Annotated in this window: 17 protein-coding genes; 2 read left to right on the top strand and 15 right to left on the bottom strand. The window is 36.5% G+C overall.

The features are described from left to right. Positions 1-3 precede the first annotated feature (3 nt). Positions 4-681 (bottom strand): YiaD family glycine zipper/OmpA-like lipoprotein, encoded by a 678-nt coding sequence (locus XYLOR_RS03140; protein WP_036876901.1) that lies wholly within the window; start codon positions 679-681, stop codon positions 4-6. 126 nt (positions 682-807) lie between these two features. Here XYLOR_RS03140 and proS point away from each other — a divergent pair, with 126 nt between their 5' ends. Both proS and XYLOR_RS03130 read left to right on the top strand, forming a co-directional pair. After that, the gene (gene proS, locus XYLOR_RS03135; RefSeq protein ID WP_036876899.1) at positions 808-2,289 is read left to right on the top strand and encodes a proline--tRNA ligase; all 1,482 of its coding nucleotides are present in this window, start codon (positions 808-810) and stop codon (positions 2,287-2,289) included. A gap of 2 nt (positions 2,290-2,291) precedes the next feature. Beyond that, positions 2,292-2,672: a hypothetical protein gene (locus XYLOR_RS03130; RefSeq protein WP_154655648.1), complete on the top strand. Its 381-nt coding sequence runs from the start codon at positions 2,292-2,294 to the stop codon at positions 2,670-2,672. 214 nt (positions 2,673-2,886) lie between these two features. Here XYLOR_RS03130 and XYLOR_RS03125 read toward each other — a convergent pair whose 3' ends face one another. From XYLOR_RS03125 to rimO, 14 genes are all read right to left on the bottom strand, one after another. Further along, a complete protein-coding gene (locus tag XYLOR_RS03125; protein ID WP_036876896.1) occupies positions 2,887-4,827 on the bottom strand; it encodes an NAD(+) synthase in 1,941 nt (646 codons plus the stop codon). Positions 4,828-4,849: 22 nt separating this feature from the next. Next, a complete protein-coding gene (locus XYLOR_RS03120) occupies positions 4,850-5,953 on the bottom strand; it encodes a DUF2027 domain-containing protein (RefSeq protein WP_036876895.1) in 1,104 nt (367 codons plus the stop codon). Positions 5,954-5,957: 4 nt separating this feature from the next. Then, on the bottom strand, positions 5,958-7,178 hold the full coding sequence (locus tag XYLOR_RS03115) for an S-adenosylmethionine:tRNA ribosyltransferase-isomerase (RefSeq protein ID WP_036876893.1): 1,221 nt from the start codon (positions 7,176-7,178) through the stop codon (positions 5,958-5,960). 3 nt (positions 7,179-7,181) lie between these two features. Beyond that, positions 7,182-7,877 carry a phosphatase PAP2 family protein gene (locus tag XYLOR_RS03110; protein ID WP_036876891.1) on the bottom strand — a complete coding sequence of 232 codons (696 nt, stop codon included), beginning with the start codon at positions 7,875-7,877 and terminating at the stop codon, positions 7,182-7,184. Positions 7,878-7,879: 2 nt separating this feature from the next. After that, positions 7,880-10,453 carry a BatD family protein gene (locus tag XYLOR_RS03105; RefSeq protein WP_036876889.1) on the bottom strand — a complete coding sequence of 858 codons (2,574 nt, stop codon included), beginning with the start codon at positions 10,451-10,453 and terminating at the stop codon, positions 7,880-7,882. Between the two features lie 21 nt (positions 10,454-10,474). Further along, on the bottom strand, positions 10,475-11,161 hold the full coding sequence (locus tag XYLOR_RS03100) for a tetratricopeptide repeat protein (RefSeq protein WP_036876888.1): 687 nt from the start codon (positions 11,159-11,161) through the stop codon (positions 10,475-10,477). Then, positions 11,158-12,183 (bottom strand): vWA domain-containing protein, encoded by a 1,026-nt coding sequence (locus XYLOR_RS03095; protein WP_036876887.1) that lies wholly within the window; start codon positions 12,181-12,183, stop codon positions 11,158-11,160. Before XYLOR_RS03095 ends, XYLOR_RS03100 begins: the two co-directional genes overlap by 4 nt. Before the next feature lie 24 nt (positions 12,184-12,207). Continuing rightward, positions 12,208-13,206, bottom strand: coding sequence for a vWA domain-containing protein (locus XYLOR_RS03090; protein ID WP_036876885.1), 999 nt, complete (start codon positions 13,204-13,206; stop codon positions 12,208-12,210). A 10-nt stretch (positions 13,207-13,216) separates the two neighbouring features. Next, on the bottom strand, positions 13,217-14,287 hold the full coding sequence (locus tag XYLOR_RS03085) for a BatD family protein (protein WP_036876876.1): 1,071 nt from the start codon (positions 14,285-14,287) through the stop codon (positions 13,217-13,219). A 1-nt stretch (position 14,288) separates the two neighbouring features. Beyond that, positions 14,289-15,158 carry a DUF58 domain-containing protein gene (locus XYLOR_RS03080; protein WP_036876874.1) on the bottom strand — a complete coding sequence of 290 codons (870 nt, stop codon included), beginning with the start codon at positions 15,156-15,158 and terminating at the stop codon, positions 14,289-14,291. Beyond that, the gene (locus XYLOR_RS03075; RefSeq protein ID WP_036876873.1) at positions 15,158-16,153 is read right to left on the bottom strand and encodes an AAA family ATPase; all 996 of its coding nucleotides are present in this window, start codon (positions 16,151-16,153) and stop codon (positions 15,158-15,160) included. The genes XYLOR_RS03080 and XYLOR_RS03075 overlap by 1 nt, the downstream gene beginning before the upstream one ends. A 143-nt stretch (positions 16,154-16,296) precedes the next feature. Then, the gene (locus XYLOR_RS03070) at positions 16,297-17,685 is read right to left on the bottom strand and encodes an HU family DNA-binding protein (protein ID WP_036876872.1); all 1,389 of its coding nucleotides are present in this window, start codon (positions 17,683-17,685) and stop codon (positions 16,297-16,299) included. Next, entirely contained in the window at positions 17,678-17,968 is a 291-nt protein-coding gene (locus tag XYLOR_RS03065) for an HU family DNA-binding protein (RefSeq protein ID WP_036880582.1), read from the bottom strand. The genes XYLOR_RS03070 and XYLOR_RS03065 overlap by 8 nt, the downstream gene beginning before the upstream one ends. 5 nt (positions 17,969-17,973) lie before the next feature. Beyond that, entirely contained in the window at positions 17,974-19,275 is a 1,302-nt protein-coding gene (rimO, locus tag XYLOR_RS03060) for a 30S ribosomal protein S12 methylthiotransferase RimO (RefSeq protein ID WP_036876871.1), read from the bottom strand.

Here is a 19,275-nt window from a genome sequence, read left to right as displayed (position 1 = left end):
AAATTAGTTATTCAGATTTCCATTATTAGCTGCATTGATCATGTCTGTACTTGCATACATGTATACTTCAACACGACGATTCTGTTGACGCCCTTCTGCTGTTGAATTATCAGCTACAGGAGTAGATGAACCCTTGCCATCAACTGACTTGAAAACTCTAGACTGTACGCCACAGCTACTCAGATAGTTCTGCACACTCTGTGCCCTCTGAAGAGATAAAGGTAGATTGATACCATCATTGCCGGTATTATCTGTATGACCATATATTGCTATATCGCAATCTTTGTTGTTATTAAGTACTTGCGCAAACTTAGCCAGAGATGTCTTAGCTGAACTACTCAATTCAGATTTGTTAGTAGCAAAAAGAATTCCTGAATCAAAAGTGACCTTAACAGCCTGTAGACCATTTTTGTCCTGAACAGTTTCAACCTTAGCATTTTTAACTTGAGCCGCTTCCTGTTTTACTTTATCCATATGCTTGCCAATAACAGCACCGGTTCCTGCACCTACTGCTGCACCTACTGCCGCACCTACTGCCGTATTTCCTGCTATATTTCCAATTATTCCACCAAGTACAGCACCACCAGCAGCACCTATACCAGCACCTTTGGTAAGGTTATTACAACCGCTCAGTATTATTCCTAAACAAAGGAACAACGTGAATACTTTAAACTTCTTCATAATCTTTCATTTTAAATTGTTTAATAAATATCGTAATGCAAAGATACTCTTTTTTGAGTATAACAACACCTTTACCAACTTTTTTTAGTACTTTTGCAATCAAATTTATCAATAAGACAAGAATTTATGGCTAAAGAATTAAAAGAACTGACAAAAAGAGCTGATAATTATAGTCAGTGGTATAATGATCTTGTAATGAAAGCTGACCTTGCAGAACAATCTCCTGTGAGAGGATGTATGGTTATCAAACCTTACGGTTATGCCATATGGGAAAAAATGCAACAGCAACTAGACAAAATGTTTAAAGAGACGGGTGCTCAGAATGCATACTTTCCTCTGCTTATCCCTAAATCTTTTTTAAGCAAAGAAGCGGAACATGTGGAAGGGTTTGCCAAAGAGTGCGCAGTAGTTACTCACTACAGACTTCGTGCAAAGGAGGATAAAAGCGGTGTTGAGGTTGACCCGACAGCTAAGCTTGATGAAGAACTTATCATACGCCCAACTTCAGAGACAATTATATGGAACACATATAAAAACTGGATTCATTCATGGCGTGATCTCCCACTAATGTGTAATCAGTGGTGTAACGTTATGCGCTGGGAAATGCGAACACGTCCTTTCCTCCGCACAAGTGAGTTCTTGTGGCAAGAAGGACATACGGCACATGCTACGAAAGAAGAAGCTGAAGCTGAAGCACAGAAAATGTTACACATATATGCAGAATTTGCAGAAAAATGGATGGCTGTGCCTGTAATGCAAGGCGTAAAGAGTGAAACTGAGCGTTTTGCCGGAGCACTTGACACGTATACAATTGAGGCTATGATGCAAGACGGAAAGGCTTTGCAAAGTGGTACTAGCCATTTCCTCGGGCAAAACTTTGCCAAAGCTTTTGATGTAACATACCTAAACAAGGAAAATAAGCCTGAATATGTTTGGGCTACGTCATGGGGCGTTTCGACACGACTAATAGGTGCATTAATTATGACACACAGTGATGACAATGGTCTTGTTCTTCCACCACAGTTAGCTCCAATACAAGTTGTAATTGTGCCAATATCCAAAGGTGAAGAGCAACTAAAGTCTATTACAGAACGTCTCTCTCCGATTATTAACGGTTTGAAAGATTTAGGAATTTCTGTAAAATATGATGACGCAGACAATAAACGTCCAGGTTTCAAATTTGCTGATTATGAACTTAAAGGTGTTCCTGTACGTCTTTGTATGGGTGGCCGTGATCTTGAAAACGGTACTATTGAAATTATGCGCCGTGATACACTAGAGAAAGAAACTGTTGCCATAGAGGGGATAGTTGAACATGTTAAGGTTTTGTTAGATGAAATACAGAATAATATGTTTGAAAAAGCTAAGTCTTATCGCGATTCACATATATATGAGTGTGACAATTATGATGAATTTAAAGAGCGTATTAAAGATGGTGGATTCTTCCTTTGTCATTGGGACGGTACTTCTGAAACTGAAGCAAAAATAAAGGAGGATACTCAAGCTACTATACGTTGTGTACCTTTTGATTTCGAACAAACTCCTGGTACAGATATGGTATCTGGAAAGCCTGCGACAAAACGTGTACTAATAGCTAGAAGTTATTAATAATGAATAAGTATAGTTTATTATTAGCTATATGCTTTGTATTGTTGCTATCATCATGTGGGCAACAGTACAAAGCTAAAAGTCTAGTAAATGATTTTATGGAGGCCAATGTCAAGGACTTTTCTGTTATAAACGAGAAAAACTTTGGCAAAATTGATTCATCCAGTTTCATATCAGACAGTATGGTCATGGATATGCGTAAAAAGGCTAACGACCTAAAATTATATAAAAATGGTATTAAATATACAGCAGGGAAACTACCTGACGTATATTATTTTATACGGGTGACTTATAACACGCAATCTGGAAAAGGAAAGACACATAAGAATTTACAAACATTTTATTTTGACAAGGAAATTACCAGAATTATAGCTTTCAAATAAAAATAAGAGGATGTTGTACATCCTCTTATTTTATTCTGAATACCATCTACCTTAAATTAAACTATTACCTATTGAGATATTTTCTTTTTGTACTGCAAAGTTATTAATATATATCTTATTAAAATATATTTTTACTCTGTTTTTATTCAAAACAATGCTATTTTTGACTTAAATCAATATAACTGTTTGCGCTAACGACTATAATATACATATATTACAAATCGTTGCATTCTGCTAGCCATAAAGCACTGCTTGCATCTGTTGGCATACGCCAGTCACCTCTCGGACTAAGGCTTACGCTACCAACTTTTGGTCCGTCAGGTAAACAACTGCGTTTAAACTGCTGATTAAAGAATCGTCTAAAGAATGTAGTAAGCCATTTTTTAATTATTTCATCAGAATAAATTCCAACTTCTTTATGTGTACCATCAAATGCTTTTTTTGCAAGGAAGTAAATCTTTGAAGGACGAAATCCATAACGCAAAAAATAATATAAAAAGAAATCATGTAATTCGTATGGACCAACTAAATCTTCTGTTTTTTGCTTTATATTTCCTTCTTCATCAGCAGGTATGAGCTCCGGACTTATTGGTGTTTGAATAATATCGAGAAGGGTTACCCGCGACTTATCATCAATTCCATTTTCTGCCACATAATTAACTAGGTATTTAATAAGTGTTTTGGGGACTCCTACATTTATTCCATACATGCTCATATGGTCTCCATTATATGTAGCCCATCCCAAAGCCAATTCGGATAAGTCACCAGTTCCTATGACAAGCCCACCTAGCTTATTACTTAAATCCATTAGGATTTGTGTACGCTCTCTTGCTTGAGAATTTTCATATGTAACATCATGATTTTCTGCATCTTGACCAATGTCGCTAAAGTGTTGGCGAACTGCATCTGATATATTAATCTCTCTTGAAGACACTCCCAAGCTGTCCATAAGACTTACTGCATTGACATGAGTACGGTCTGTTGTGCCAAATCCTGGCATTGTAACACCTATTATACCTGTACGAGGTATATGAAGTTTATCAAATGTCTTTACGCATACTAGCAAAGCCAAAGTAGAATCCAATCCTCCACTTATTCCAATTACGACATGGCGACTTCCTGTATGATTAAGCCGCTTTGCAAGTCCTGCTATCTGAATATTAAAGATCTCCTGACAATTCTTTTCCATATCATTACCTGTTGGAATAAATGGATGTGGATTAACATCACGAAGAAACTCAAAATCTCTGGGCGTTACAGGTTTTGCATCTATTACTCTTGATACAGCACCTTTCTGAGCATTAACAAATGTAGTGTTATTGCGGCGCTCAGTACGTAATTTTTCTATATCTATCTGGGATATAAGCAATTGTTGTGAAAAACTGAAACGATCTGACTGAACTATCAGTTTGCCGTTCTCAAACACTAACGCGTTGCCCCCATATACTACATCCTGAGTGCTTTCACCATATCCACATCCACTATAAACGTATCCACATATAGTACGCGCACTTTGTTGAGAAAGTAGACTTACCAGATAATCATGCTTGCCAATTAGTTCGTTACTGGCAGAAAGATTAAAAATAACGTCAGCACCAGACAATGTAAGTTGATTGCTTGGAGGTGTAGGTGCCCATACATCTTCACATATTTCTATTCCAAAAGTCATTCCATCGCAAGTTCTGAATAATTGCGGTTCTGAAGATATTGTTATAACATTACCTGCAAAACGGAATTGAGATGGATTTATATCACGTGCAGACGCGAACCAACGTTTCTCATAAAATTCATTATAGTTTGGCAAATATGTTTTTGGAACAATGCCTAATATTAGTCCTTTCTGTATTACTACTGCACAATTAAGCAAAACACCACCAACAGCTATAGGAAGCCCTACAATTGTTATAATATCTAACTTTCTTGTAAAATCAAGCAGTTGAAGTATTGAGGTCTCAGCCTCATCCAATAGCATCTGACCGCGAAACAAATCCTGACAAGAATATCCTGTCAATGAAAGTTCTGGAAAGACGATTACTTCGACTCCTTTGCCTTCCGACTGGGCTATCAAAGACTCTATCTGCTGCACATTGAACCTGCAATCTGCAACTTTAACCGCTGGAATAGCGCTTGCCACTTTTATAAATCCGTGATTCATACTCGTTTGTTTTATTATGCTGTTAGCGTATTGTTACTTGTGTCGCTCCATAACCATATTCCTGAAAACTTGCGTCTTGATATGAATATTGCTTATAACGATAACTCAATTCATGTATCAAAGCATGGCGAAGTACACCTTCTCCTTTTCCATGTATAAAAACTATCTTAGTACCGCGTTTATCCTTAAAAGTCTCTAAAGTATTACGGAATTTTTCCAACTGAAAATTTAATATATCTGCAGAATTCATTCCAGCTGTTGTCTCTAATAATTCGTCTGAATGTAAATCTATTACTACAGGAGAGTTCTTATCATCTGTACGTCTGGCTGGCTGAGGAATAAGTCTATCATCTAAGTCTTTTTTCCTATACATCTCATGCTTCAATTTTTCAACATCAACAACAAGAGGGCGCACAGACTTGTCATTTTCTATTATTGTATAGATGAGAGCCGGAGTCTCAAAGAAGTCATTATCCTGAAATGTATGGAGTTTGTAAAATTTTACAGAGTCAATTCGAAATTGAACATCTACGGTAGGTTTTAACAAGAAAACTTTTTCTTTTTTATAAGCTACTATCTGAATGGCTACGCGTTCTATATCGCCCAATGCCTCTCTTCCGAATTCTTCTATAAACATCTTTGTATTAGGTTCAACCTCACCAGTATTGCGAAGGTGCCATTCACTGCCTTCAGCAGAAAGATACGTATAATGCATATAATAGTTACTGTCATTAACAAAGTATGCATCGAATGTTGTTTTGCTAACTTCTTTAATATCAACAGGAACAAAAGCTAGATATGCAGATAGTTTATCTCCACCTTTTCTCTCGTTCACCTGAGCTTTAAATGCAATAGGCCTGTCAGAAGGATCATAATCAGAATCATCTTCTTCTTTATTTGTTAATTTATCACTCTTTGCCTGTTTTGCTGTTGTACCTGGCGCAGCACCAGTATGAACTTTTGCTATATTATAATCGTCAGTCTCTACTATAACAATGTCATTTAATGGCGTAGGTATCTGAAAACCGTCCTCATCCTCAACAAGAACAGTATATTTGTCTTTGAAACCAGCTATAATGCCACCACCCGTTTCGCTTAAGAACCTTACTTTATCACCTTTTTTCATGTTTTTATGGTATTAAGAGTGAACTGTCGCCATAGCTCAAGAAACGAAAATCGTGAGCAAGGGCATAATCATATATCTTATGCCAATCACCATTAACAAAAGCACTTACTAAAAGTAATAATGTACTCTGAGGTTGATGGAAATTGGTTATAAGCATTTTTACTATTTTATATTTATAGCCAGGAGCTATTATTATTTGAGTACTAGTATGTAGTGCATTAAGACCATTACGGTCAAGATATGACAAAATTTCTTTAATTGAATCGACAGCCGACATCGTTGGATTAGTATCATATGGTTCCCACTGATTAATATGCAATTCCTCTTCTGTAGCTTCTGGATATTTACTTAAACGGACACCTATATAATAAAGGCTTTCAAGTGTACGTACGCTTGTAGTACCTACTGCTATAGCCTTACCTTCGTGGCGTATAAGTTTCTCTAGTGTGGAACGATGCACGCTAATATATTCTGTATGCATCTCATGATTTTCAATTTCTTTGCTCTTCACAGGTTTAAATGTACCAGCACCAACATGCAATGTCAATTCTTCACGGTCAATGCCATGATCATCAAGATCTTTAAGTACAGACTCTGTAAAATGCAAACCAGCTGTTGGAGCAGCCACTGAACCTTTTATTTTAGAGTAGACCGTCTGATACGTCTCCTTGTCACTCTCCTGAGTCTCCCTGTTAAGATATGGAGGTATAGGTAGTTCCCCTACAGTTTCGAGTATATCAGCAAAAGTTATGTTTGCATTATCCCATGTGAACTTGACTAGTTGGCTTGTCCCTTGTTCTTTTATACGCTCAGCAACGAGAGTAAGGTTTTCATCCTTTATCTCAAAATCACGCTTTAGAACACCTTCTTTCCATTTCTTAAGGTTTCCTACCATACAAAGCCATGAACAAGTTGATGTAGTCTGAAACATTAGTTCATAATCTGTTGGATCTGCAGGCTCTAATAGGAAAACCTCGATAAGTGCACCCGTTTCCTTCCTAAAATGAATACGGGCCTGTATCACCTTAGTGTTGTTAAATATCATTAGAGCGCCAGATGGCAGATATTTGGGTAAATTGTAAAATACATCCTCTCCCACTTCACCATGCTTATACAACAATAGTTTTGAATGGTCACGCTGAGCTATAGGGAATTTCGCTATACGCTCATCAGGTAAAGGATAATTGTAGTCACTGATTTTTATATGTTTTGTATCCATAATCATAAATTAAAAAAATAGCCCACATAGCATCGCATATATTATAGTAAACACAAATACAGATTCCGCCACATCTATATCAGCAAAGCTATAACCACTTGATGTATACTGAGATGAAATATAATTGTCTGGCGAAGTTATCTTACGATGAATACGCCAATATAATACATAAGAAATGAGACCTGAAACACATCCCCATAATATCCCGCAAATCACATCGCCGGGATAATGAACGCCAAGATAAATACGTGAATAACAATTAATCAAGGCCCATATTACCATAGTAACTGAAAGAACACGACTTCGCACTATGAGAATAAATAACATAGTTATACCTACCGTATTTGCCGCATGAGATGAGAAAAAACCATAAGGCTGTGCACCTGTTATTCCATCTACGGTATCAATTGTATCTTTAATAAAGGGATCATATGTAGGACGGAACCTCTCAACCATCGGTTTAACAATTCCTTCAGCCACCCCTTCTGATAAAAGTAAACACAATGCACTACATCCAACTACAAGTAATATCTGAGACATATTTTCATTGTTCCGCACAATAATATAGAAAAGCGCAAGATACAAAGGTATCCATGTATATCCTGATGAAATTGTTTTTATTAATCCATCAAGAAAAAGTGAATCACTACCATTTAGCGAATGTAGCAACTGTTGGTCTAATTCTATCAACCCCTGTAAACTCATTTTTATATAATCTCAATTTGTTTTATTGGAATCCAACCTTCTTTTCCATCTGCCACCTTTATCTCTTTCCAGCCCTTCATAGAGCCATCTGATATTGTGACTTTCGTACCTTCATGGAGTACAAAAAGATCGGTACCTCCTACTGATGGTGTACTTTTTACCGTCGCAGATGAGGATATTATAATAGCGCCTGTTCTATTTATCAGTTGTTGTTTCTGTTGGTACGCAAAAACATTACTCAAAAGGAATGATACAAAAAGAAACGCTCCAGCAAAAAAGCCTGTTTTACGGACCCAAACTTTACCTGAAAAAAGATAAAATAAAGCTAATATCAAAGATATAACAAGACTAACAAGGCCAAACTCAGCCCATCCATCTACACTCGTTATATTTACAAGAGAATGGTACCATGTAACAAAAAACATTTCACTTTCTGGAGTTATTTTATCTATAGTTTTGCTACGCGCTAGCTGCAGATTAAATCTAATATCCCTATCACCTGGTGACAAAAGCAAAGCCCTTTCATAATTGAGCACGGCCTTAGTAATATTGTCTGTACGATAATAGGCATTTCCAAGGTTATAATATATTGTTGCACTCACACCACTTTTAAGCAACTCTTCGTAATCAGCAATCGCCTGTTGATAATTCTCATGCACATAAGCACTATCTGCATTCATTTTTGTTATGGCATTAGCCGATAACGACAAAGAAAGCATGGCAAACATTATAAGCGATTTTGCCATAACATTTTTGCCAACGCGCACTTTTCCAAGTATACTGTCAATATTTTCAATAGCATTCATAGCTTTACCAAATACTTTTTCCATATTACCAGACGTATCTCCAGGTGCATAGCGTTCAAACTCACATTCATTTATTGCGTCTATAAAAGTGTATATCTTATCTGAATCGACACCACGTGATTGCAATTTATCACTTATATTATCCTTGGATAATCGCTCCACCGGTATGTTGAGTTTATCACCGACATACCCCCAAAGGGCCCTAAGCACTTCATCATAGAATTCATTATGTTTGCCTTCAAACATCAATTTACTAGCCATTTTAAGGCGTTTAGTGGCTATTTTATTAGCCTTCTTACCTCTCATCTTACCGATGTTCGCATTGTCAATAGCACGTTTTCTGAAAACCACTATTAATGTTACAAATGCTATAAGCAGTATTGACAGTAAAGTTACATATGTTGTCGAACCATAGAAGAAGTCGGTTATATCGTGCTGCTTAGTATCTCCAACTTTAATAAAATGTATATCACTATTCTGCAATCCAGCTTCATCTCCGCTAAAATCACTAACAGAACCATTGCCACTACCTTTAAGTACATTCAGCTCATACTTACTTGTCTTAATCGTCTTATAACTATTGGTACTAGTATCGTAATATGTAAATTCTACAGCTGGGATAACAAACTTTCCTTGGTGACGAGGTACTGCAATGAAATCATATATCATGTTACCCTCAACACCATTAGCAGTTAGCTTTGTTTTGTCTGTTATCTTAGCATCATACTTATCAAAGTCTTTAGGGAAATTAACAACAGGTTGCTTGATAAGTTTAAGATTACCCACACCACTTATTACGACTCTCAATGTAACAGGATCATTAGCACGAACCTCTTTCTTGTTGAGTTGGGCAGATATATTAAAAAGTCCAACACCACCAGAGAAATTGGAAGGACGCGTAGGAAGAGGATCTACCTGTATTGTCAATCCTGGTGCTTTTACTGTCTTACGTTGTTCAACATATCCGGAACCTCCATTAAAAAAAGCTTCGAAGGGATCAACATTTCTATTTTGCTGTACTACTACTCCATTAAAATCTATTGAAGGAATCTGCAATTTACCAGTCATCTGGGGATACATTACGTATTGGCTCCAAGTAACAGTGCGGTAAGCACGTCCATTCAAACGTTCCACACGAAAACTCTTTTGTTGTGGTAACGTAACCTCTTGTGTATGAAAGCCTTTAAGATCAGGCATTTTTCCTTCCAACTGAGTAAGATCTACCAATGTATATACCTTATAAGTCAACAATACAGGTTCTTGTTCATGAACCCTTGTCTTGTTTGCCTTTACTTTTATAAACAAGTCAGCTGAACTAACACGCGAACCAGCAGTTCTCATATGCGATTTACTATCATAATTACCGCCAGAATTTGAATTTGAAGAACTAGCATGTCCTGATACAGATATACGCAACGCATTGGAAGAGATGCTTCTTCCACCTACATTTATATGAGCAGGCGGAATAACAAATGTTCCATTCTTGTTTGCACAAATAATATAAGTATATGTAATACTAGAGGAACTACTAGTATGTCCATTCACCATTTGAAAACTTGACTGAGATGATGTACTAGGTCCCATTAAGACTTCCAGAGCGTCTGGAATATTGCCTGAATGAAATCCGTTGGCATTCTGCGTATTAACAGTATATGTTAATCTGAACTGTTCACCTACTGCTACATGCGAAGGCACTGATGCAACAAGACGTTGCGCAAAAGTAGCTGTAGTAATTATAGATAATATTATAAGTAAGTATAGTCTCTTCATATACGTTGATTAATAACATTATTACCAATTTTTCTGTAATTGACGGGTACGTGGCTGCTGCATAGCTTTTTTCAAACGTTCCTGTGTAGCCTGTTCCTGCTGTATTGCTGCATTAAGTAGCTGTTCAGCATTATCTTTACTCATCTGATTTTTTTTCTGCTGATCCTTTTTCTGCTGATCCTTATTTTTATCTTTGTCTTTATTCTGGTTTTTCTTGTCCTTTTTGTCCTTATCCTTGTCCTTATTTTTCTTATTTTTATTTTTCTTCTGTGGATTCTGCTTCTGTAGCCTCTTACAAAGTACGAGATTATATCTTGTTTCATTGTCACGAGGATTATTTCTAAGAGCCTGTTCATATGCCTTTATAGCTTCATCATACATCTGGTGAGCCTGACATATAACACCTATATTATGAAATGACTTTGAAAGTCTGATTTTATTTGTTTCCATCTTAGAAGCATTCTGATACTGATTAACAGCCAAAGAATCCTTTTTCTGCATAAGGAGTGCATTACCAAGATTGTATATTGCCTGTGCATTACGTGGATTCTTCTCAATAGCCTTTCGATACAGAATCTCAGACTTGGCATACTGTCCGCCATGGTAAAGCTTATTGCCTGCCGTAATATACATACGGTCTGTCTGGGCCATTACAGTCACATTGATGACTAATGCTATAAGTATGAATATATATCTTATACCTTTCATTTCCTACGGAATAATTTTATGTTTTTAAGAAGAGGATTCTTACGATCAAGAATACAAATCTCTATTACCAATACAACAATAGCAAGTATACCAAAAGCCTGGAACTGCTCGTCATATTCACTATATATGGTACTGTTCATATCTTTCTTTGACAATTTTGCGAGTTCCGAATTCAACTGTTCCTGGGCTGTACTATTATTGTCAACATGTATATATGCGCCTCCACCTGCAGATGCTACTTCCTTACACATATTTTCGTTAAGAACAGAAATTACAGTCTGGCCTGTATTGTCTTTCATATAACCACCTGAACCAGATAATGGTATTGGTGATCCCTTTGACGATCCTACGCCCAAAACATAAACACGCATACCTTTCTTCTTTGCAGCCTGCGCAGCTTCTACGGCACCACCTTCATGGTCTTCACCATCTGTTATCACTATAATCGCCTTACCAACACCTTCCTCTTGTGTAAAACAATTTGTCGCCATATCAATAGCGCCCTTTATGTCAGTTCCCTGCGTAGCTATCATGCTAGGATCGATGTTGTTCAAAAACATTTTTGCAGAGACATAATCACTAGTAATTGGTAACTGTACAAATGCATTACCTGCAAATACAATAAGTCCTATCTTATCATTAGTGAAATTGTCTACCATATTCTCTATAAGCATCTTACTTTTGTCAAGACGTGATGGCTCAACATCTTCAGCGCGCATAGAATTACTTATATCCAATGCAATAATTGTCTCTATACCATTACGTTGCTCGTGACTAATTTTAGTTCCCATCTGTGGACGGGCTAACATCACAATTAGCAGGAATAAAGCAAATTCCAATAACCAGAACTTTAAAGATGGGCGATACCATGATACATCAGGCATCATCTGTTTTAGTATTTCGGGGTCACCAAACTTGCGCAATCTCTTCTTTTGGCTTCTGCAACTGAAGAATCTGATGAGAGCCAATACAGGTATCACCAATAATAAATACAGAAATATAGAATCTTCAAATCGAAACATTTTCTTATTAAATTTAAATTACAGTCAAGGTATCCTACGTAAAACTGTTACACGCAGTAATATCTCAAGTAACAACGACAATACAGCTACTATAGCAAATGGCTGATATGCCTCATATTTTTTACTGTATTTCTTAACATTAAGTTTTGTTTTTTCCAGCTTGTCTATCGAACGGTATATCTGTTTCAACTGCGATGTATTGGTCGCTCTGTGAAAGTCAGCATCAGTAGTCGCTGCGATATCAGATAAAGTTTGCGTATCAATCTCAACAGGTATATTAACATATTGCACGCCACCTGCTACAGGCATAGGATAAGGGGCCATCCTATTTGTACCGACACCGATAGTATAAACTCTAATACCAAGACTTTTAGCTATTTCAGCAGCCGTCATTGGTGATATATCTCCCATATTATTTGAGCCATCTGTAAGTAGTATCACAACTTTACTCTTAGCTTTACTATCTTTTAGTCTACTTACTGCATTTGCCAGTCCCATACCGATAGCAGTACCATCCTGTATCAGTCCTCTTGCAGCAATATCAGTACGAACATTCTGAAGCAAATTAAGCAATGACTGGTGATCGGTAGTTATAGGGCATTGAGTGAAAGCTTCACCTGCAAATATAGTAAGGCCAATATTATCATTTGGTCTACCTGCAATAAACTCTGCAGCAACTGCCTTCGCAGCCTCTATTCTGTTTGGTTTCAAATCCTCAGCCAACATACTGGTAGAGACATCCATGGCAAGCATAATATCTATACCTTCTACATTTTCATGCTTCCATGAATTATGCGTCTGAGGACGTGCCAAGACCAATATAATCATTACAAATGTTATTATACGAAGGAAAAAAGGTAAATTTATAATTCTAACTTTCCAACTCTTTGGCGCATACCTATATGCATAAGTATCGCTCATTTGCATTGTAGGCTCACTCTTCTTGCGATACAACATGAACCACAAGATGTAAGGTATCAATAACAATAGCAAAAACAAATATTCTTTGTTGGCAAATTCCATGATTTTTCCTTTATATTAATTCTAACATCGTGTATACAATATATGTGAGCATAGCTGCACATACAACCACAATAAGCAAGATAAGAGTTCGTAATATTATGCGAGATTTTCTGCTTCGTTTCTCTTTTTCTGTTAATTGCGGAATAGCTTTCTCTGCTGTAGCCTGATTCTCTATCTTTGTACTATTGATAAAATCAATTGCATTAACAAGATTCATATCATTTTCGTTAATCAGTGTAGAGTACTTTGCAAATTTTACTAGATCAGCCGTACGGAATAACCCTTTAAGCTCTTCTATCATCTTCTGATCACCTGTATCTTGCAACCTGCTGATAATCTCACTACTAGTCATCTCCATTGCAGAGAATCCAAAGCGATCTTCTATATACTTTCTTAATGTATCTGTAAGACGCGTATAATATTCCTTTGCATTCTCTGATGTTACCATTTTATTGGCTTTTATCTGCTCTATCTCATTCATTGCCTTCTGATGTGGCAACAAGCGTTTAATCATCTTTATGTTTACCGATACTGGTTTATGACCTTTATATATAAGATAAAGATAATATCCTATACCACATAAAATTACCATTAATACACTAAACCAGAATATTAAGCTCCAATCATTCCATTCGAATGGATTGTTTTGCACATCTTTGGGACCAAAAAATTTTTCAGGATGCTTCATGTCCACATTAACCGTGAGCACTTTCAAAGCAAGGCTTTTACTTTCATATAGTTTACCATCAACAGTAACTTTCATTGGTGGCAAATAATACAATTTTTCATCAAAAGAAGTAAGTGTATACTTCTTTGATACTGATATCATATTATTATCTAGCGATATAGTATCTGCAGGATCAGAACCAAGCACTTCAACACCTGGAGTAATATACTGAGAAGCTTTGAATACAGGCATTTTAAGGTGCTGTTTTTCACCCATAGTAACAGTAAGAGTTATATGGACCTGTTCACCGACAAACATCTGTATAGAGTCAATTTTGGTCTCTACATTCACATTCTGAGCACTAACATTAAGTACTGCAACCAAACCTATAATAAAAGATAAGACTCTCTTCATTTTAACTTCTTTGAGAAAATAATTGCAATAGCGACTTGGCGAAATCCTCATTAGTAGCAATTGCAACATTATCAATGTTACTCTTATTAAAAATATTCTTAAGTGTTTTCTCTCTATTTATCCAATACCTCTCATGAGCCTGTCTAAGTCGCTTGCTGCTTGTATCAATGTACATTTCATGTCCTGTTTCTGCGTCCTTGACACGCATAAGACCTACGTCAGGCAGACGTTTGGCTCTTGGATCATAAACCTGTATAGCCACCATATCATTTTTTCTGTTACATATGGTAATAGCATTTTCAAAGTCATCCCTTGTATAGAAGTCACTAAGAATAAAAGCAGTGCAACGGCGTTTCATAACCCTTGTCAGATATTCAACAGCCATCTTTATATCTGTTTTCTGACTTTCTGGATGGAAATCTAACATCTCTCTTATTATATAGAGAATATGCTTGCGCCCCTTCTTAGGAGGTATATATTTTTCTATCTTATCAGAAAAGAATATTACACCTATTTTATCATTATTCTGGATAGCGCTGAAAGCCAATGTTGCAGCAATCTCAGTCACCATGTCTTTCTTCAACTGCCGAGCAGTACCGAAATCAAGTGAACCACTGACATCAATCAGTAACATTACAGTAAGTTCTCGTTCTTCCTCGAACACTTTAATATAAGGACGATGAAAACGTGCCGTGACATTCCAATCTATATCACGTACATCATCTCCAAACTGATACTCACGAACTTCACTGAACGCCATACCCCTGCCCTTAAAGGCCGAATGATATTGGCCTGCAAAGATATTATTGCTCAGTCCACGAGTTTTTATTTCAATTTTGCGGACTTTTTTTAGTATATCCGAAGTGTCCATTAAGGAACCTCCACTTTGTTTATTATCTTACTAACTATCTCTTCGCTGGAAATATTATTAGCTTCTGCCTCATAGGTAAGTCCTATACGATGACGCAAGACATCATGTGCAACCGCACGGACATCCTCAGGAACGACATATCCACGTCTCTTAATAAAAGCATACGCTCTTGCTGCCTTTGCAAGATTTATACTGGCACGCGGAGAACCTCCAAAGCTTATCAACTCTTTCATATCCTTCAGTCCATAACGGTCTGGATAACGCGTAGCAAAAACTATATCCGCAATATATTGTTCTATTTTCTCATCAATATACACATCACGCACAACCTCACGAGCCTTCAAAATATCTTCGGCTGTTATTACAGGAGTCACATTTGGCAGTCCACTAGTGAGATTCTCACGTATAATCATTTTTTCTTCTTCCAAAGTAGGATAATCAATAACGACCTTTAACATGAAACGGTCAACCTGGGCCTCTGGCAATGGATATGTGCCTTCCTGTTCTATTGGGTTCTGAGTGGCCATTACAAGAAACGGATTAGGCAACTTGAATGTTTCACTTCCTATAGTTATTTCATGTTCCTGCATAGCCTCTAGCAATGCACTCTGAACTTTAGCTGGTGCACGGTTTATTTCATCAGCCAATACGAAATTGGCGAACACAGGTCCTTTTTTTACATTAAATTTCTCCTCTTTCTGAGAATATATCAATGTACCGATAACATCTGCAGGCAACAAATCTGGCGTAAATTGTATACGACTATAATCTGCATCAATAAGTTTTGATAGAGTCTTTATTGCTAAAGTCTTAGCAAGTCCAGGCACACCTTCCAGAAGAATATGTCCGTCGCTTAACAGACCGATAATAAGTGAGTCGATCAAATGTTTCTGACCTACAATAACGCGGTCCATACCTGTGGTAAGGTTTGTAACGAACGCACTTTGTTGTTCAATCCGCATATTTAGTTCACGGATATCAATAGCTTCTGCCATAATCTCTATAATTTGATATTTATTGTTCTATATTCATTAAATTAGACGCAAAAGTAATACAATAATAGATGAACAGCGAAGAATAGCATCTAAAATATATTAAAAAAGTTTCTTAAAACTTACATTTTAAGAAACTTTTAAACCTAATGCGTCTTATGATGACGAAGTTCTAACTTCGGTATCTTTATTTTCTGTCCCTTATTGAACGTTTTAGATCCATTTATATCATTTATAACTGATATGTAACATTCCATCCCTGGCCCAAGCATACGATCTGAAAGACTTTTAACAGATTCGTCAGATTTCAACGTTATAATCTTATCTACACCTATTATACGATAAGCACCAGTCCTTACTTGTGCGTTTTTATTATCATATATAATAGATTGTGATTCATTATCTTTGACCTCAGCCAATTCTGATTTTGCTTTCACTTTATTATCTGAACCAATCGTAGGTTTCAAATCAGATTTCACTTTCGATTGAACATCTGACTTAGATATTTGTCTCCCCATATGCTTAACAGGAGATCTATATGCAGATTTATCTATCGGTTTTACTATCGGTTTATCTGCCTTCCCAAATATATTTGTACATTCCATCACATTGTAAATGCCTTTTTCTGACATATACTGACCTATACAGAACCCTACTCCGAATATTATCAAAGCAGCAAATATAGAAAATATAACTTTCAAAAACAAGTGATTTGAGTGTTCTTGCAAATCTACATCCTGGGAGTCTGTTGATATCTCTTTTTCCGATACATTTTCAGAATCAACCTCTTCTAATTTTTCTTTTACCAATTTAGGTTCTGTAACTGATTCTGATTTATTTACAGATTTAGAATCAACAATTTGTTTCGGCTGAGATGAGGATTTTTGTTCTGCTTCCTGTAATGGTTCTCTTTCACTTTTTGAGTATGATTCAGTGTGTTTTATTTGTTCTGCTCTAACTTCAGTATCCTGTTTATCTTTATTTACAGATTCAGGTTTAATTATCTGATTTGGTTCTATAACCGATTCTGATGATGATTCTTTTATTGATTCTGATTCTGTTACAGACTCAATTTCTATTGTTAACTTCTGTTCTGATGCTTTTTCAGGTTCAGGCTCTGACGTATATTCAGATTCAGGACTTTCATTATAATCATTAATCTCAGCTAATATAGCAGCGTCTTCCTCTTTATTATCTATCTCAGCAAAGTCTACATTATCATTGACTATTACCGTTTCGAATTGAGAAAAAGGTTTGTTAACCAAATCCTTCATTGAATTATCAGGTGTAAAACTTACCTTTCCATGGCCCTCTATCACCACTCGTTCACCTGTGTTCACATTTACACTCTCTCTGTCTTGCACTTCAATTATTTTAAAAGTGCCAAGTCCTTTCACCTTAACAATCTTGTCAGATGGTAACGCATCAGAAACAAGTTTGAACATCTCATCGACAAAATTGTCTGCCTGAATAGGTGGTAAACTATGTTTGTTAACAAGTTCGGCAGCTATATCCTTAATAGTCTTCTTACTCATCCTGCGTCGTGTTTTTAAGTTTCTCTTTTATACTTGTAACAGGCTTGAAGTTGAGCACCAATTTAGGTGGCACAAGCATTCTCTGCTGTGTAGAAGGGTTTACAACTATCCTTTCAAGTTTCTTTTTCACCTCGAAAGTTCCGAAATTTGGAATGGTAACTGAGTCTGCATTCTCAAAATTGTTGCTCATAGCATCAATCACCGCACGCACAAGTCGCTGAGTATCATCAGTAGAATAACCTGTACGCCTAGAAAGTTCTGTAATGAAGTCTTTATTATTCATAAGCATTATAATAAAGTGGTTCCGTATAAATCAAATTCTTCTGAAGAAGTAATTTTAGTCTTATAAAAAGTACCAACTCTTAGCTGTTTTTCAACTGTGGGGATAAGAACCTCTGGATCTACCTCGGGAGAGCAATATTCTGTTCTTCCAATATAATAGTCTCCCTCTTTACGATCTATAACGACAGTCATAACCTTTCCAACTTTTTCAGCCTCAATTTCAGCACTTATATTCTGCTGAAGTGCCATCAATTGGTCAAGTCGACTGTTTTTAACATCCTCAGGTATATCATCAGTATAATGTTCTGCGCTATATGTACCTTCTTCTTCAGAATACGTAAAAGCGCCCATACGTTCAAATCTGGCCCATTTCACAAATGCCATCAGTTCATTAAAATCTTCGTCTGTTTCACCAGGGAATCCAACCATAAGTGTAGTTCTAATATGTATGCCAGGCACTTCTTCACGCAGTTTGCTCACAAGATCATATGTATCTTGCTTACTTACATGTCTTTGCATTTTTTGTAACATATTGTCAGAAACATGTTGTAGGGCTATATCCAAATAGTTGCAAACATTATCTTTTTCTCTAATCACCTTCAACAGTTCCCAAGGGAAATGTGCAGGGTAAGCATAATGAAGTCTTATCCATTTAACACCTGGAATATCAGCCATTTTAGATATAAGTTCCGCAATATGCCTATTTCCATCTATATCTACGCCATAATACGTTAATTCTTGAGCTATGATCTGAAATTCCTTTGTACCATCAGCCACAAGTTGACTGACCTCATCTAGAATCTCTTGCATAGGTCTGCTTACATGTTTTCCTGTTATTATTGGTATTGCACAATAAGCACAATGACGGTCGCATCCCTCACTAATCTTTATATATGCATAATGTCTCGGAGTTGTAATGTGACGTTTTCCATCACATGCTTTCACCTCAGCCTTACCAAGATCCTGTAATAATTGCTTATAATTAAACTTTCCATAAAATTTATCGACTTGTGGTATTTCAGCTTCTAGCTCCTTTTGATACCTTTGAGAAAGGCACCCCATCACAAACAATTTATTTAGTCTGCCCTCATCTTTTGCCTGAGCAAATTCAAGTATAGTATTGATACTTTCTTCTTTTGCAGCTTCAATGAATCCACACGTATTGATTACAGCAATTTCGCCTTGAGGTTTTTTACTGTCATGGGTACATTTATATCCGTTAACCTCAAATTGACTCATTAGCAATTCGCTGTCTACAAGATTTTTTGAGCATCCCATTGTTATTATGTCTATAGTATTTTTTTTCAT

Source organism: Xylanibacter oryzae DSM 17970, assembly GCF_000585355.1.
In the GTDB taxonomy this organism is placed as follows: Bacteria; Bacteroidota; Bacteroidia; order Bacteroidales; family Bacteroidaceae; genus Prevotella; species Prevotella oryzae.
Note: the sequence above shows the minus strand (reverse complement) of the source record. Positions and strands in the feature narration are given on the sequence as shown.